General features: G+C 44.3%; 17 protein-coding genes. 9 read left to right on the top strand and 8 right to left on the bottom strand.

Annotated elements, in window-relative coordinates:
- From fabD to rsmI, 3 genes are all read left to right on the top strand, one after another.
- On the top strand, nt 1-915 hold a 915-nt coding region (fabD, locus tag ACWB1W_RS00455), incomplete at its 5' end, for an ACP S-malonyltransferase (protein WP_479369425.1).
- Nucleotides 912-1,769, top strand: coding sequence for a damage-control phosphatase ARMT1 family protein (locus tag ACWB1W_RS00450; RefSeq protein WP_479369424.1), 858 nt, complete (start codon nt 912-914; stop codon nt 1,767-1,769). The genes fabD and ACWB1W_RS00450, both read left to right, overlap by 4 nt.
- Nucleotides 1,762-2,430: a 16S rRNA (cytidine(1402)-2'-O)-methyltransferase gene (gene rsmI / locus ACWB1W_RS00445; protein WP_479369423.1), complete on the top strand. Its 669-nt coding sequence runs from the start codon at nt 1,762-1,764 to the stop codon at nt 2,428-2,430. The genes ACWB1W_RS00450 and rsmI overlap by 8 nt, the downstream gene beginning before the upstream one ends.
- Here the strand turns inward: rsmI and dnaE are convergent.
- The 6 genes from dnaE to efp form a co-directional block, all read right to left on the bottom strand.
- Nucleotides 2,427-5,918, bottom strand: a complete 3,492-nt coding sequence (dnaE, locus tag ACWB1W_RS00440; RefSeq protein WP_479369422.1) for a DNA polymerase III subunit alpha — start codon at nt 5,916-5,918, stop codon at nt 2,427-2,429. The genes rsmI and dnaE overlap by 4 nt on opposite strands.
- 125 nt (nt 5,919-6,043) lie before the next feature.
- On the bottom strand, nt 6,044-6,388 hold the full coding sequence (locus ACWB1W_RS00435) for a hypothetical protein (protein WP_479369421.1): 345 nt from the start codon (nt 6,386-6,388) through the stop codon (nt 6,044-6,046).
- A 68-nt stretch (nt 6,389-6,456) separates the two neighbouring features.
- Nucleotides 6,457-7,809, bottom strand: a complete 1,353-nt coding sequence (gene murC / locus ACWB1W_RS00430) for a UDP-N-acetylmuramate--L-alanine ligase (RefSeq protein ID WP_479369420.1) — start codon at nt 7,807-7,809, stop codon at nt 6,457-6,459.
- On the bottom strand, nt 7,809-8,840 hold the full coding sequence (locus tag ACWB1W_RS00425) for a zinc-binding dehydrogenase (protein WP_479369419.1): 1,032 nt from the start codon (nt 8,838-8,840) through the stop codon (nt 7,809-7,811). Before ACWB1W_RS00425 ends, murC begins: the two co-directional genes overlap by 1 nt.
- Before the next feature lie 9 nt (nt 8,841-8,849).
- A complete protein-coding gene (accB, locus tag ACWB1W_RS00420) occupies nt 8,850-9,308 on the bottom strand; it encodes an acetyl-CoA carboxylase biotin carboxyl carrier protein (RefSeq protein ID WP_479369426.1) in 459 nt (152 codons plus the stop codon).
- Nucleotides 9,308-9,886: an elongation factor P gene (gene efp / locus ACWB1W_RS00415; protein WP_479369418.1), complete on the bottom strand. Its 579-nt coding sequence runs from the start codon at nt 9,884-9,886 to the stop codon at nt 9,308-9,310. Before efp ends, accB begins: the two co-directional genes overlap by 1 nt.
- Before the next feature lie 17 nt (nt 9,887-9,903).
- Between efp and ACWB1W_RS00410 the strand changes: the two genes are divergently transcribed.
- Complete coding sequence (locus tag ACWB1W_RS00410; RefSeq protein WP_479369417.1) at nt 9,904-10,974, top strand: 3-deoxy-D-manno-octulosonic acid transferase; 1,071 nt, start codon at nt 9,904-9,906, stop codon at nt 10,972-10,974.
- Here the strand turns inward: ACWB1W_RS00410 and ACWB1W_RS00405 are convergent.
- On the bottom strand, nt 10,946-11,707 hold the full coding sequence (locus ACWB1W_RS00405) for an alpha/beta fold hydrolase (RefSeq protein WP_479369416.1): 762 nt from the start codon (nt 11,705-11,707) through the stop codon (nt 10,946-10,948). The genes ACWB1W_RS00410 and ACWB1W_RS00405 overlap by 29 nt on opposite strands.
- Nucleotides 11,708-11,731: 24 nt before the next feature.
- Here ACWB1W_RS00405 and ACWB1W_RS00400 point away from each other — a divergent pair, with 24 nt between their 5' ends.
- The 4 genes from ACWB1W_RS00400 to lpxK all read left to right on the top strand — a co-directional run bounded on the left by ACWB1W_RS00400 (nt 11,732) and on the right by lpxK (nt 14,629).
- Nucleotides 11,732-12,181 carry a DUF1931 family protein gene (locus ACWB1W_RS00400; protein ID WP_479369415.1) on the top strand — a complete coding sequence of 150 codons (450 nt, stop codon included), beginning with the start codon at nt 11,732-11,734 and terminating at the stop codon, nt 12,179-12,181.
- 27 nt (nt 12,182-12,208) lie between these two features.
- Nucleotides 12,209-13,087, top strand: coding sequence for a ferritin-like domain-containing protein (locus ACWB1W_RS00395; protein ID WP_479369414.1), 879 nt, complete (start codon nt 12,209-12,211; stop codon nt 13,085-13,087).
- A gap of 77 nt (nt 13,088-13,164) precedes the next feature.
- Nucleotides 13,165-13,662, top strand: a complete 498-nt coding sequence (locus ACWB1W_RS00390; protein WP_479369413.1) for a V4R domain-containing protein — start codon at nt 13,165-13,167, stop codon at nt 13,660-13,662.
- Entirely contained in the window at nt 13,649-14,629 is a 981-nt protein-coding gene (gene lpxK / locus ACWB1W_RS00385) for a tetraacyldisaccharide 4'-kinase (RefSeq protein WP_479369412.1), read from the top strand. Before ACWB1W_RS00390 ends, lpxK begins: the two co-directional genes overlap by 14 nt.
- Here lpxK and ACWB1W_RS00380 read toward each other — a convergent pair.
- A complete protein-coding gene (locus ACWB1W_RS00380; protein ID WP_479369411.1) occupies nt 14,567-15,025 on the bottom strand; it encodes a molybdopterin dinucleotide binding domain-containing protein in 459 nt (152 codons plus the stop codon). The genes lpxK and ACWB1W_RS00380 overlap by 63 nt on opposite strands.
- Nucleotides 15,026-15,155: 130 nt before the next feature.
- On the opposite strand from ACWB1W_RS00380, the gene ACWB1W_RS00375 reads away from it, so the two are divergent.
- Nucleotides 15,156-15,441, top strand: a 286-nt coding sequence (locus tag ACWB1W_RS00375) for a hypothetical protein (protein ID WP_479369410.1), incomplete at its 3' end; no start/stop codon positions are given.

Raw genomic sequence — 15,441 nt, 5'->3', positions numbered from 1 at the left:
GGGCAGGGTTCTCAATACGTAGGAATGGGATACGAGTTTTATAAAAACTTTCCCGAGACTGCGGACGTTATACACGCTGTTGAGCACTCCCTGAGGATGTCCCTTGACGATATTGTTGATGTTATCTTTAAGGGCCCGGAAGATAAATTAAACAAGACTGTTTATACACAACCCGCTCTTTTTGCGGTTTCCTTCGGTATATACAAGGCTCTTGAGAGTATGGGATTCCCTAAACCCGACTTCGTCGCGGGACACTCCCTCGGTGAGTATACAGCTCTTGCGGTGGCAGGAGGTATAGACGTTCAACTCGGAGCAAGGCTTACATATTACAGGGGAAAGTATATGCAGGAAGCCGTTCCTGAAGGCAAGGGTGCTATGGTGGCAGTACTTAAACTTCCCCCCGAAAAGGTTGAAGAGGCCTGTGAAAAAGCAAAGGAATACGGTGTGGTTGAGCCTGCAAACTACAACTCACCTACCCAGACCGTAATATCAGGTGAAAAAGAAGCGGTAAACAAGGCCGCTGAAATAGCAAAGGAAATGGGAGGAAGGACAATACCTTTAAAAGTTTCCGTTCCTTCCCACTGCTCTCTTATGAAGCCTGCGGCTGATGCTTTCAGGCTAAAGCTTGCCCAGGCTCCCATTCAAAATATAAAGATTCCCCTTGTTCAGAACTATACGGCAAAGGCTCACACGATGGCACACGAGATAAGGAATAACCTCTACTACCAGATATTCTCACCTGTAAGATGGTACCAGAGTGTTCTTTACATGCACGAACAGGGGGTTGATACCTTCGTTGAGATAGGTCCTAAAAACGTTCTCTCAAAGCTCATACAGCAGACGGTCCCCGGTGTGAGGGTTTTCAATATTGAAAAACCCGAGGATGCCGAAGCGGTGCTCAAGGCACTAAAATGAAGGCTTATCCCGAGTGTATACCCTGTCTTATAAACCAGGGACTAAACGCGGTAAGGAAGCTAAATCTTCCTAAAGAGAAGGAAAAAGAGATAGCGGTAAGAAGTCTTAAGTTCCTGTCCCGATTTGAGAGCTTTGAACGCTCTCCCGCCTATTACGCCTACTTTATTCAACAAATAGTTAAAGATATTACGGGAGAAGAGGATCCCTTCAAAGGGTATAAGAAGCTTGCCAACAAAAAGGCAAAGGAGATTTACCGAGAACTCCTAAAAGAGCTTGAAAAGGCAGAAGACAAGTTATACTTCGCACTTAAGGTTTCCGCCGCGGGAAACGCAATAGACTTTGCGATAAAAGGAGAGTTTGACCTTGAAAAGGAGCTTAAAAAGCTTTTATCAAAAGACTTTCTTGTGAACGACTACGAGGGGTTCAAGGAGAAAGTAAGGGAAGCGAAAACCGTTTTCGTAATAGGAGACAACGCCGGAGAAATAGTCCTTGACAAGATTCTCGTGAAGGTTTTGAAGGATATGGGGAAGGAGGTAATTTACGGGGTAAGGGGAAAGCCCATACTGAACGATGCAACCTATGAGGATGCCACTGAGGTATCAATGACGGAGCTATGTAAGGTTATAGACAACGGTAACGACAAGGTTGGAACGTGGCTTGAGGAGTGCAGGAAGGAGTTCAAAAGGGTTTTTTACAGTTCGGACATTGTCATAAGTAAGGGACAGGCGAATTTTGAGACCTTATCGGACGCGGATAGAGACCTGTTTTTCCTTCTGGTGGCGAAGTGCAACCCGATAGGAAACGAAACGGGAGGAAGAAAGGGAGAGCTAATACTGAAGTATAAGGATGGGTAAACTTTACGTAGTTCCAACGCCGATAGGAAACCTGAGGGATATAACATTAAGGGCTTTAGAAGTTTTGAGAAGCGTTAACTACATAGCCTGTGAGGATACGAGGAGAACCTTAATACTCCTTAACCATTACGAGATAAAGGGGAAAAAGCTAATATCCTATTACGAGCCAAAAGAAGAACAGAGAATTCCCAAAATACTTAAGATACTTGAAAAAGAGGATGTAGCTCTCGTGACCGATGCAGGTATGCCCTCAATCTCAGACCCGGGCTACAGACTTATAAGAAGGTGTATAGAAGAAGGTATAGATGTTGAGGTTCTTCCCGGACCAAGTGCGGTTCTTACAGCCCTTGTTGGCTCGGGACTTCCGCCCGACAGGTTCTTATTTTTAGGTTTTCCTCCTAAGAAGGGAACGAGGGGTTTCTTTGAAGAGGTGAAGAAGTGCGAAGACACAACGGTCATACTCTTTGAAAATCCAAACAGGGTTATCAAAACCCTTGAGATAATCCTTGAGGTTTTCGGAAACGTTGAGGCATGTGTTGCGAGGGAATTAACTAAGGTTCATGAAGAATACGTAAGGGGAAACGTAAAGGAGATTCTGGAGGAGCTGAAAAACAGAGAAAAGATAAAGGGTGAGATAGTTTTACTCTTCAGAATACATTAAACCTTTAGGACTTTAACGTTTCTTTTCTCAAGTTCCTCCACGAGCTTTGCGGAAGGTTTTACGCTGTAATCGGGCGAAAGCATAAGGTCCACTACCTTATCTCCGAGGTCAAGGCTGAGGTAAACGAGTTTTCCGTTTGTATCTGCATAACTCTTAAGAAGTTCTTTTAACTCCTCAAGTAGGTTTAATGCCTGTTCACGGGTTAGCAGGATTGTGAACGTGTTTGACTCGGTTTTTGTGAACTCCTCGGGAGTGTAAATCTCATCAACAACAAGCTTCTGGGTTTCCGTCTCCAGGTCCTCGTCAACAAATCCGTTTATAACAACAACCATGTCCTCCTCTATGAGTTCTTTAAACTCCTCGTATCTGTTAGGAAAGACGACAGTTTCAATAATACCCGTCTTATCAACTAGGTTAAACACCGCCATGTAGTCTCCCTGTTTAGTTTTCTTAACTTTTAGCTCTGTTATAACGCCGGCAACGCTTACCTTCTCGTCCCTTTCTACTTCTTCAAGTTCTTCTATGTTTCTTACTTTCCCCTTAAGAAGCTTTTCATACTTATCTATTGGGTGTGCGGATATGTAAAAGCCGAGCACTTCCTTTTCAAGCTTCAGGGGGTCTATCTCTTGAACTTGGTGTCCCTCTTTCGGAGCTCCGAAAAGCGTAGTCTGTGCCAGGGCCATACCCTTTTCCGAGCCGGATACTTTAGCGAGAAGCTCAGCCCTGCTTTTCTTTGTAAAGTCAAAGGCACCCGCCTTTACGAGAGCCTCAATGACTTTCTTGTTTACCTTTCTGTTCTTCACTTTCATAGAAAAGTCCGCAAGACCCTTAAAGTGTTTATACTTCTTCCGTGCTTCCACTATAACCTGAGCGGTTTCCTCTCCTACACCCTTTATCCTCGCAAGACCGAACCTCAGCTTATTTTCTCCCTCAATAGTGAAACCCACATCACTTTTGTTTATATCGGGGGGAAGAATCTCAAAACCGAAGAGCTTAGCGTCCTTGAGAAGGTTTAAGAACTTGTTATCGTTCTTCTCTGTGGTTAGCTTAACCGCGAAGAACTCGGCGGGGTAGTGGGCCTTCACGTAAGCGGTCCAGTAGGATATGTATCCGTATGCAACGGAGTGAGACTTGTTGAAGGAGTAGGAAGCAAACTTCTCTATATCCTCCCAGAGCTTAACTATTTTATCCCTTGGGTATCCCCTTTTTACCGCTCCCTCAATAAACTTGTCCTTCATCTGTGCCATAAGGTCAGCCTTCTTCTTACCTATAGCCTTTCTGAGGGTATCCGCCTCACCGGGAGTGAATCCCGCAAGTATCTGGGACATCTTCATAACCTGTTCTTGGTAAACTATCACTCCGTAAGTTTCCTTAAGGACGGGTTCAAGTTCGTCAAAAGGATAGGTAATCTCTTCTTGTCCGTGCTTTCTCCTTATGTAGGTATCCACAAGACCACTCTTCAGCGGACCTGGACGGTAAAGTGCCAAAACAGCCACTATATCGTCAAAGTTGTCGGGTTTAAGTCGTTTGAGGAGTTCCTTCATTCCCCTACTCTCAAGCTGAAAGACTCCGGTTGTTTTTCCTTCCTGGAGGAGTTTATAAACCTCGGGGTCATCAAGGGGTAGGTTAAGGAAGTCTATCTCAACTCCGTGTCTTTCCTTTATAAGTTCTTTCATCAGCTTTAATTCGGTAAGTGTTTTAAGGCCGAGGAAGTCCATCTTGAGGAGACCGAGCTCCTCCAGTTGAACCATGTCGTATTGGGTTGCTACCTCTCCGTCCTTGTCGTAGTAAAGGGGAACGAGCTCGTTAAGGGGTTTGGGTGCTATAACTACACCCGCAGCGTGGAGGGACGTGTGTCTTGTAAGGCCTTCAAGCTTTAATGCGGTCTCAACAAGCTGTTTTATCTCGGGATTTTCCTCACACATCTGTCTGAACTTCTGAACGTTATCCTCTATATCCGTTCTGTGCCTTCCGTATTTCTCAAGGAGCTCCTCAACGGGAGTTTTATACATCTCTTCAAGGGAGAGCCATGTTCCCTGAACGTCTCCCTGTGGTATGAGTTTGGCTAGCTTGTCCGCGGTTGAGTAGGGAAGACCCATAGCGCGGGCTACATCCCTCAGGGTTTGTTTTGCCTTCATTACGTTGTAGGTAATTATCTGTGCTACGTTTTCCTTTCCGTATTTTTCTCTCACGTAATCAATAACCCTGTCCCTGTTGTCCTGGCAGAAGTCTACGTCTATATCGGGCATGGAAACCCTTTCGGGGTTCAGAAACCTCTCAAAGAGAAGACCGTGCTTTATGGGGTCAACGTCCGTTATGCCTATGGCATAAGCGACAAGCGAACCTCCGGCACTTCCCCTTCCCGGTCCTACGGGTATACCCTGCCCTTTTGCCCAGTTTATGAAGTCCTGAACGATAAGGAAGTATCCCGCAAAACCCATTTTGTTTATAACGTCAAGCTCGTACTCAAGCCTTTCCCAGTACTCCTTCGTATCTTTTGCCTGTCCTTTTTCTATCCTCTGTTTTAGTCCCTTTACGGCAAGTTCCCTTAGATACTCCTCAAGGGTTTTGTCGGGGGGAACATCATACTTGGGAAGGAGGTAAGATGTGTTTTCAAAGAGCTCAAAGCTGTCCGCGGTTTTTTCCGCAACCTCTAGGGTGTTGAGAAGAGCTTTTTCCCAACCCTCAAACTTTCCCTCAAACTTCTTCCACATATACTCCGCACTGGCAAAGTGAAGGTCCTCGTTTGAACACTTAAAGTTCCCGGAAGATAGCTCGTGAATTGTCTTCTTCATCTGGAGAGCCATCAAGACCGTGTGAGCGTATCTGTCCTCGGGATCCAGGTAGTGGGCATCCTGGGTTGCTATAAGCTTAACGTTATACTTTTTTGCTATCTCTATAAGGTTTCTGTTTGCAACGTCTTGTTCGGGAATGTTGTTAGCCTGAAGTTCAAGGTAAAGGTCTTCTCCGAAGATGTCTTTAAACTTCTTTACCCACTCCTCAGCTTTCTTTACCTCGTTTATTGAAGCGTAATATGTGGGAACACCTTTTAAACAAGCGGTTAGGGCTATCAACCCCTCACCGTATTTTTCAAGGAGCTCGTAGTCTATACGGGGCTTGTAATAAAACCCTTCTTTGTATGCCAGGGTTGAGAGCTTCATGAGGTTTTTAAGTCCTTTATCGTTCTTCGCTATGAGTATGAGATGATGGTTGTATCTGTCGGTTATGTTATCTTCTGAGGCTTTACCGCCCCTATCAAAGCGGGAACCGGTTGTAAAGTAAGCCTCTATACCTATTATGGGCTTTATCCCTTCCGCCTTAAGGGTTTTATAGAATTTATAGGAACCGAAAAGGTTTCCGTGGTCCGACATTCCTACCGCTTTAAAGCCGTATTCTTTAGCCTTTTTTACGAGCTCGTCTATTTTAATAGCTCCATCAAGGAGCGAAAACTGGGTATGTAGGTGAAGGTGAACAAAATCCTTTTTCATAAAAATAGATTTTAACCTTTAGCCCTTTAGCAGGTATTTTGCAAAGGCAAGAATTCCTACGATAAGGAAAAGAGCCACGATAACCCAAAAAAGACCCATACCCCACCCGTGCATACTCCAGTCCATCACTTACCTTCTTCCAAAAGTTCTTTCATCTTTTTTCTAAGCTCAGGATTTTCTTTGAGTGCCTTCTTAAAGGCTTCGGGATGTGTATTCATCATCTGGAGCATCATACCAGCAAACTTCTCCGCGCGTAGTTTTGCAAGCTTTTCCATAAGCTCCTTCCTACATTTCATCATGTGTTCCCTCATAATCTTTCTTACCTCAGGGTCCTGCATCATCATATGCATCATGGGGTATTGCATACCCATGTTCCCTTGCATCATCATCATTTGGTTTCCCATCCCTCCGTGCATCTGGGAAAAGGAAATTCCTGCTCCAAGGACTAAAGCTGCCAAAAACTTCCTCATTTCTCCACCTCCTAAGCTTAAAGGTAAAAGGAATGGGGTATTTTTAAACTGTTTAATTCATCAAATTTTTAACCTTTTATTTTTAAAAATTCCTCACACCACCTTGAGATGCTTCCCGCACCGAGGAAAAGGAGGAGGTCCCCCTCATCGTGTATTTCTTCAATCTTATTAAATACTTCTTCCTTATCCTTTGCAAAAATCCCCCCGCTTTCCTTCGCAAGTTTTTCCGCACTCACCCCGTAAACGTTTTCCTCACTTGCCGGATATATATCGGTTATTATGAGTTTATCCGCTTTTTTCAACACCTTAACAAACTCTTTAAACAGAAAATAGGTCCTTGAAAACCTGTGAGGTTGGAAAACAACGAGAAGCTTAGAGTCGGGATACATTTCCCTGAGAGAGCATAAAACAGCTTTTATCTCTGTTGGATGATGCCCGTAATCGTCGTAAACGGGTGAGCCTTTATAGTAACCTTTCAGGTCAAGCCTTCTCTCGGCATTCTTAAAGTTCTCAAGGGATTCCTTTATAACGTTGAAGGGAACACCGAGCTCAAGGGCAACACCTATTGATGCAAGGGCGTTATATACGTTATGCTTTCCCGCTATTCCGAGGTGTATTTTCCCTAATTTCCCATTCCTGTATGAAACGACGAACTCATACCTCCCGTTCTTTAGGTTAAGCTCTTGAGCTTTCAGTATTCCGTGCTTCAAGCCGTAGGTTATCACCCTCTCGTGGGAGCGGGACGCTATATTCTTTAAAACCTCATCATCTTCGTTTAAAACGGAAAAGCCGTAGAATGGTACAGAGTTGACGAACTTTTCGAAAGCTTCTTTTATCTCATCAAAACTTTTGTAAAAATCAAGGTGTTCACGGTCTACGTTAGTTACAACCGCAACCGCAGGAGATAACTTAAGGAAGGAGCCGTCGCTCTCGTCCGCTTCCGAAACGAGAAGGTCCCCCTTCCCGAGCTTCGCATTTGTTCCGAGCCTTTTTAACCTTCCGCCGACTATAACCGTTGGTTCAAGACCTGCGTTTATGAGTATTTCTGCTATCATGGAGGTTGTCGTGGTCTTCCCATGGCTTCCACTTACCGCTATGCCTTCCTTCAGTTTAAAGAGTTCAGCAAGCATGTCCCCGCGGGGAATTACAGGAATGTTTCTCCTCTTCGCCTCAAGAATTTCGGGATTATCTCCCCTAACCGCGGAGGAGTAAACGACAACCTGGGCGTTCCCTAAGTTTTCCCTCCTGTGGCCTATGTATACCTTCGCCCCCTTCTCCCTTAGGAGTTTTGTATTCTTGTTCTCCCTTATATCGGAGCCCGATACCTCATAACCCATCTCAAGGAGAATCTGGGCTATACCGCTCATTCCTATTCCGCCTATGCCCACAAAGTGAAAGCACTTTATCCTTTCCCTGAGCATCAATCAACCCTTAGAACAACCTTTCCGAAGTGTCTTGACTCTTCAAGGTATCTGTGGGCTTCCGGGGCCTCTTTTAAGGGGAAAACTCTATCAACCACGGGTTTATAAACTCCCCTCTCAAAGAGCTCCGTTATCTTAAACAGGTTAGCCCTGCTTCCCATGTAAACCCCGAGAAGTTCTATCTCCCTTACGAATAAATACCTTATGTCTATTTCCGCTCTGCTTCCCGTAGTTGTGCCGAAGAATACGAGCTTTCCTCCCTTTCTAAGTAGCTGTATACTCTTCGGAAAGGTCGCCTCCCCCACATGGTCAACAACTATATCAACTCCCTCTTTAAAGACCTCCCTTACCTTTTTCACAACGTCTTCCTCGTAGTGGTTTAGAACTATATCCGCCCCCAGTTCTTTACACCTTTTCATTTTCTCTTCATTTCCCGCGGTGGTTATAACGAATGCGTTAAAGGACTTTGCCACCTGAATGGCAGCTACACCGACACCCGAGGATCCTCCCCATATAAACACCCTGCTGTAGGGCTTTACATTTCCCTTATCAACAAGGGCGTTCCAGACGGTAAGGAAGGTTAGAGGGTAAGATGCCGCTTCCTCAAGATTGAGATTTTTCGGCTTTTTTATAACGTTTCTTTCGGGAACCACAACGTACTGTGCATACCCTCCTTTACTCCTAAGACCGAGTATATCGTAATCCTTACAGTGGTTGTCCTCTCCCCTCTGACAATCCCAACAAACCCCGCAAGACAGCCCCGGAGCTATAACCACTTCATCCCCTTCCTTGACCGTCTTTACCAGGGAGCCTACCTTCTCAACGATACCGCTTACGTCCGAACCCAGGATATGGGGAAGTTGGGGCTTTACGGGAAGAGCTCCCATCCTAACCCATATGTCAAGGTGGTTCAGTGCTACAGCCTTTACCCTTACGAGAACTTCATTCTCTTTTGGCTCGGGTTTCGGGAAATCCTCAACGTATTTCAGGTTATCAATTCCGCCGAAGTTTGTAAGAATGACTGCCTTCATAATTACCATTTAAACATTTGTGTCTATTAAAAAGAGGGGCTGTCCGTACTCAACGGTCTCTCCGTTTTCAACGAGTATCTTCTCAACCCTACCCCTGACGTCACTCTCAATCTCGTTCATGACCTTTAAGGCTTCTATAATGCAGAGAACCTGTCCCGGGGAGACTATATCCCCGACCTCAACGAAGGGGGGTGCACCCGGTGCAGGGGAACGGTAAAAGGTTCCCACAAGGGGACTTTTTATAACGTGATAACGCTTTTCCTCTTCTTGAATGTCCTCGGAAGGGGGTAAGACCTCAAGGTGTTTATACTCTTCTTTTTCCTTCTTTTGGGACTTCGTCTCTTCCGCCTTTACCATTTCTTTGTGGGTTTCTATGTGTATCTTCAGGTCTCCCTGTTCGATCTTCAGGCTCTTTATGTTTGAGTTCTTTACAAGGTTGATAAGCTCCTTTATGAAATCTTTCTCCATCATTTTTCTTCTTTTACCCTCTCAACGTAGCTTCCCGTTCTCGTATCAACTTTTACCACGTCTCCTTCCTTCACGAAAAAGGGAACTTGTATTACGGCTCCGGTCTCAAGCTTTGCGGGTTTTGTTCCTCCCGCTTGAGTGTCCCCTTTAAAAGCCGGCTCAGTTTCAACAACCTTAAGCTCAACGTGCTTAGGAAGCTCTATACCGACCGACTGACCCTTGTAGAGGAAGACTATTACCTCCATTCCCTCCTTTAAGAATTTAGCCTCGTTCTCTATGTTTTCCTTAGGTATGGCTATCATATCGTAGGTCTGAGTGTTCATGAAGTAGTAGTTTTCCCCGTCATTGTAAGAGTAGGTTGCGTAAACCTGTTCAAAGTCCGCAAGCTTTATCTTATCGGAAGCCTTAAAGGTAATCTCGGTAACGTTTCCCGTCTTCATGTTCTTCACCTTTACCCTTACGAACGCCTGTCCTTTCCCGGGCTTTACGTGTTCATAGTCAAGAACCCTGTAAGGTTCTCCCTTATACTCAATAAACATATCCTTCTGTATCCTGTTGATGTCTATCTCTGTAGCCATGGGAAAATATTTTAAACATGAAATCTTCCCTTTACGAGAGACTTCTTATCGGTAAAAAGCCAAAAAGTGCAGATATATGGTTTCACGTAGCGAGTGTAGGGGAGTTCAACACCGCCAAACCCTTACTAAAGGAATTAAAAAAAGACTATAGAATTCTCCTCACCTTTTTCTCTCCGAGAGCCTACGATTACCTCCTTTCACAAGAGGAGTTTTACGACGATCTGTTCCCCTTACCTTTTGACCTTCCGTTTCTTATAAAAAGGTTTGAAGCATACGTTAAACCTAAGGTGATAATTATGACCGAGAGAGAACTCTGGCCTTCCCTTATAACCTTTACGAAAGCCCCCAAGGTTTTAATAAACGCCTACGCCAGGGAAAGCCTTCTTGAAAGAATACTCGCTAAGAGATTTTCCCTGATAATAACGAGGACAGAAGAAGATAAAAAAGTTTTTGAGAAATACACTGAAAGGGTTGTTAGTTGTGGAAACCTAAAGTTTATATGTAATACGGAGGTTGAAAAGTTATCTCTCGGAAATAAGGTGATAGTGGCGGGGAGCACCCACGAGGGTGAGGAGGAAATAATTCTTTCTGCGTTTAGGAGAGTTAAGAAAGAAGAGAGGGAAAGCATCCTGGTGATAGCCCCGAGACACGTTGAGAGAAGTGGAGAGCTACTGAAAAAAGCTAAGTCTTTTGGCTTTAGGGCTAGTCTTTTTTCTGAAAGTAGAGAAGGAGACGTTCTAGTGGTTAACAGGTTCGGTATCCTTAAATCCCTTTACGCATCCGGAAACGTAGCTATAGTCGGGGGAACTTTTGTAAATATAGGGGGACACAATCTTATGGAACCCGCCTGCTTCGGTATTCCGGTCATTTACGGAAGATACACGTCAAAGGTTGAGGACCTGAGAAAATACCTTGAGAGCTTAAAGCTCGGATATTCCGTGAAGAATGAAGCAGAGCTTTCCGAAAGAATTCTTGAGATGTTGAAGAACGGAAAGAGGGTAAACGCGAAGTTAAAGGATGAATCGGAAAGGATAAAAAGGTGCTACCTTGAGGAAATACTCAAAGTAATTTCTTCAAGAAAGGAATGAGAACCCTGTTAAAGCCTTCGGGGTTCTCAAAGGGCGGAAGGTGTGCTGAGTTCTCAAGCTCGTGATACTCCGCTCCTTTTATACCTTCCGCTATCTTTTTCACAACGGAGGGGGGCGTTACCTTCTCGTCGTCCTTACCCGCAACCACCAACGTCGGGACGTCTATCGTTGGAAGGAGATCCGTATTATCCCTTCTTTCCGCCAGGGCTTTAAGTGTTTTTATTATCCCTTCGCTTGAAGCCTTCTCCATTATACACCTGAGTGTTCTCATTTTCTTTTCGTCCCTCTTCGTTGAAGGGGAGGTTTGGTTTTCAAGCATAACGTCTATTAAGAAATCTTTCCCTTCTTTTTGGACTCTCTCTATAAGGGCGTATCTCGCCTTTTTGCCCTCTTCCGTATCCGCTTCCGCCCTTGTTGCCACGAAGACATATCCCTTTACCAGTCCCCTGTATCTCCTCCAGAGGTCAAACATTATGTAACCGCCCATACTGTCCCCGACAGCTATAACTTTCCTTATCCTGAGTTCGGCAAGAACACTAACTACGTAGTCTGTCAGTCTCTCGACGGTGTATTCCCCCGGAAGGTTGGGAGTTTCACCGAAGCCGGGATAGTCTACTGCAACGTAGGGGATACCTTCCTCCTCAAGGGCGCAGAACTGGAACTTATACATATCCTTATTCAGGGGAAACGCATGAAGGAACAGGACTACCTCGGGAACACCTATCCTGTACATGAAAAATATTCTAAAATAGAAACCATGATTAGGCCTAAGGGATTTGACAAGTTGGACCACTACTTTAGAACCGAGCTCGGGATTGACCTTACCGATGAGACAATAAACCTTCTCCTTGAAGGTGTTAAATCAACCTTTGGTAAGCTCTTTTACGGAGCTGAGAACAGGGCACGCTTCAACGGAAGAAACTTCATAGCGCTTGCAGACCTAAATATAACAAAAGCCCTTGAGGAGCACGTTGAGAACTTCAAGAAAATTGAGCAGGACATAGGGGTTGATGAACTCCTTGAGTATATATCCTTCATTCCCCCGGTGGAGATGGAGGTAGGGGAAGACCTAAAAGGTGAATACAGAAACATTATGGGAGGGCTTTTACTTATGTATGCCTCTGTGATAAAGAGCGCAACAGGAGAAAGAAAGCCATCAAGGAGTGCAATGGAGTTTGTGAACAGGATTGTTGACAAAGTTTTTTAAAGGTTTACCTTTTAGTCGGGGGCTGTTATGAACAAGAAGGAAGTGATAGATATACTGCTTTACGACGTTGCCCTTGAGCATTCCGCTATAATCCAATACCTTTACAACGTCTTCTTAATAGGAGACCCCGAGATAACGAACGAGATAGAAAGTATAGCAAGACAGGAGATGAGACACCTGAAATGGTTTGCCCAAAAAGTTGTGGACCTTGGAGGAAAAGTTACTCTAAAGAGGGTTGAAGAGGCGATAAAGCTCGGGGAGAACTGGGAAGATATGCTCAAGAACGACGTGAATGCGGAAGAGGAAGCCATAAAGATTTATTCAAGTCAGCTTGAGGTAGTAAAGGACGATTCTGTTAAGAAGCTTCTTGATAGGGTAATAAACGACGAGATGAGACATAGGGACGAGTTTACTGAGCTCCTTGAAACGATAAAACAGAAGAAGATAGAAGAAAAGAAGGAAAGGGGTGAACTTGAGCCCGAAATAATCTCAATCCTGAATAAACTCCTTCAGAAGGAGTATAAGCTGATTCTTGATTACCTTTACCACTTTTTCCACTCAAAGACTTGGAGGGAAAAGGATACCTCCCTTGATATAGCAATAGAGAGTATGGTTCACATGGGAGAGCTCGGGGAAAAAATCGGAGAACTCGGCGGTATGCCCGACCTATCCCTTCCCGAAACGAGACATATGAAGGGTTTAACCCCCGAAGAGGTTATAGAGGACATAGCTGAGGAAGAAACGGCTAAGAATATGTATAGGACGGAAGCCCAAAGGATTACTAAAGAGGAACTCGTAAAACTCTTCAGGTGGATTGAAAAGCATGAGGATTATCACGCTCAACGTCTCAAAGAACTGTTTAAAACCCTGAACAGGTTCACAGTAGGAAGTCTAATAAAGGAATAAAAAGAATTTATAGCCTCATTAATTGAAATTCTATAAAGTATCCTTAAATTGTTAGTTAAAGCTAACCGGTGGTAGAGATGGAAGGCATTAAGGATCAGATTAAGACACTTGCGGAAGCAATAGAAAGGGAAAGTGTTCTGATTCACAGGGATGCCCTTATCGGAGCATACAGGGATCTCAGTAAGATAGCGAAGTTCGGACTTGATAAACTCATAAGGAAGGCCTCCGAATACGGAGGAAAGAAGGGAGCCCAAACCCTGAAAGAGAAATACGGCATATACACCGATAGACTTGATGAAGCCCTTGATGTCCTCTCAATAATAGCTGAATCTTCCAGGATGATAGGCTACTTTGAGTATGATCTGGATAAGATGGAGATAAGGATTGAGGGGTCTATACTCGTTGAAGCTATCCCGACGAGCCAAAAGCCTGTGTGCCAGCCCATAGCCGGTTTCTTTAAGGGTTTTTTAAGTGAGTTCCTTGAGAAGGGGTATGACGTTCAAGAGGTAATGTGCCAAGCTCAGGGATACGAGCAGTGTGTATTCAGGATAAAGCCGAAAGGTGCTAAGAAGTAAGCTTCTTATTCCCTTTAGTTTTCTATACGGAAAGGTTGTAGACCTGAGGAACGCTTTATACGATAAGGGATACCTGAAGGTTAAGAGGCTTCCCGTTCCCGTTATATCGGTCGGAAACCTTTCGGTGGGAGGAACGGGGAAGACGAGCTTCGTTATACACCTTGCAAACCTCCTTAGAGATAAAAAGGTATGTATACTCTCAAGGGGGTATAAGAGAAAAACTAAGGGGTTTTATATAGTTTCGGAATACGGAAATGTAAAACTGGGTTGGGAAGAAGCGGGCGATGAACCTTACCTTATGGCTAAACTTCTCCCCTTTGCAAGCATCGTTGTTTCCGAAGACAGGTACGAAGGTGGATTAAAAGCTATTGAGAAACTATCACCAGACCTCATAATCCTTGACGATGGATTTCAACACAGAAAACTCCACAGGGACTTGGAGATACTCCTTCTAAAAAAGAAAGACCTGAACGATAAACTTCTTCCGGCGGGAAACCTCAGAGAAAGACTTTCTTCAATAAACAGGGCAGATGTAATAGTCCTTTCCTATCAGGAGATAGAACCCTTTAACTTTTTCACGGGAAAGCCTACCTTTAAGGTTTTCAGGGAGTTTAACAAAGTTATAACCTCAGGCTTTGAAGTCCTTCCCCTTGACTTCATAAGGGATAAAGAGGTGGTGGCTTTTTGCGGACTGGGAGACAACGAGCAGTTTTTAAAAACCCTTAAAAAACTGGGCATAAGGATAAAGGAGTTCATTCCCTTTTCGGACCACCATGACTACAGGAATTTTGTGCCGAAAGATGGAAAGCTTTACCTCACAACTCCAAAGGACTTGGTAAAGTTTGAGGGATACGAAAACGTTTACGCACTCGGTTTTGACCTGAAAGTTGAAAGAGAGAAACGATTAAAGAGTCTCCTTAGGGGACTCCTTTCCAGCGGGGATAACCCTAACTCCCCTAAACTTTAAGTCGGGTTCTTTTGATACAGGGTCCGTTCTATCGCTCATGAGGAAGTTTACGGGAGTTCCGAACTCCTTTGGATATCCGAAAGGTGCAAAGAGGCATCCTTTCTTAATCTTCCCTATTCTTACTACCCTTTCAACTTCCAGGCCGTTAACCCAAAGCTTAACCACATCTCCTTCATCAACACCGAGGTTTTCCGCATCTTCGGGGTTCATAACCACAAAGGGAGGAATCTCCCCTTTGAGCAGTTCGGGGGATTTACCCGTTCTCGTCATTGTGTGCCACTGATTCTTTAACCTTCCCGTTATGAGTATAAATCCCTTTTCCTTTTCAATATCGAAGACTGCCCTGTGAAATCTTGCTCTTCCCGAAGGAGTCGGAAATCTTAAGTTTTCATACAACCACCGCTTTCCCCACCTTGCGGGAAGTTTTGAGTAGTCAAGGCGGGATATATACCTAATGTTCCGGAGGAAAACTTAGAATCTCTCCTTTCTGACCCATTCTTTAAATGGTTGGTGTAGATTTAATTAAATGCCCCTCGTTTACGGACTCGGGTTAGGACTTGTTTTCGGAATTATCGGAAGTTTTGTCCTTCTCTTCTTCGTTTTTAAATATTCCTTAAAACCGTATTTCATACCCAAGGTTGAACAAAAACAGGAGTTTTCTATAAAGAATCTCGTATCGGTATCGGGAAAGTTCTTCAGCTACAGTGAAAGTATAAGTGAACTTCCCTTGACCGATAACTCCCGAGATGTAACTCCTCCGGGTTTCGCCATTAAGGGTATTATCCTATCCGAAAAATTAAGGGGGATTTTCC

This window comes from Aquifex sp., assembly GCF_056494385.1.
Note: the sequence above shows the minus strand (reverse complement) of the source record. Positions and strands in the feature narration are given on the sequence as shown.

Coding starts and splice junctions, on each gene's coding strand:
- murC (WP_479369420.1), bottom strand. CDS start 7,809: ATGCTCAGGGAAAGGATAAAGTGCTTTCACTTTGTGGGCATAGGCGGA.
- accB (WP_479369426.1), bottom strand. CDS start 9,308: ATGGAGAAAGATTTCATAAAGGAGCTTATCAACCTTGTAAAGAACTCA.
- dnaE (WP_479369422.1), bottom strand. CDS start 5,918: ATGAAAAAGGATTTTGTTCACCTTCACCTACATACCCAGTTTTCGCTC.
- ACWB1W_RS00400 (WP_479369415.1), top strand. CDS start 11,732: ATGATTAGGCCTAAGGGATTTGACAAGTTGGACCACTACTTTAGAACC.
- ACWB1W_RS00450 (WP_479369424.1), top strand. CDS start 912: ATGAAGGCTTATCCCGAGTGTATACCCTGTCTTATAAACCAGGGACTA.
- ACWB1W_RS00395 (WP_479369414.1), top strand. CDS start 12,209: ATGAACAAGAAGGAAGTGATAGATATACTGCTTTACGACGTTGCCCTT.
- rsmI (WP_479369423.1), top strand. CDS start 1,762: ATGGGTAAACTTTACGTAGTTCCAACGCCGATAGGAAACCTGAGGGAT.
- ACWB1W_RS00435 (WP_479369421.1), bottom strand. CDS start 6,388: ATGAGGAAGTTTTTGGCAGCTTTAGTCCTTGGAGCAGGAATTTCCTTT.
- ACWB1W_RS00390 (WP_479369413.1), top strand. CDS start 13,165: ATGGAAGGCATTAAGGATCAGATTAAGACACTTGCGGAAGCAATAGAA.
- ACWB1W_RS00410 (WP_479369417.1), top strand. CDS start 9,904: ATGAAATCTTCCCTTTACGAGAGACTTCTTATCGGTAAAAAGCCAAAA.
- efp (WP_479369418.1), bottom strand. CDS start 9,886: ATGGCTACAGAGATAGACATCAACAGGATACAGAAGGATATGTTTATT.
- ACWB1W_RS00405 (WP_479369416.1), bottom strand. CDS start 11,707: ATGTACAGGATAGGTGTTCCCGAGGTAGTCCTGTTCCTTCATGCGTTT.
- ACWB1W_RS00425 (WP_479369419.1), bottom strand. CDS start 8,840: ATGAAGGCAGTCATTCTTACAAACTTCGGCGGAATTGATAACCTGAAA.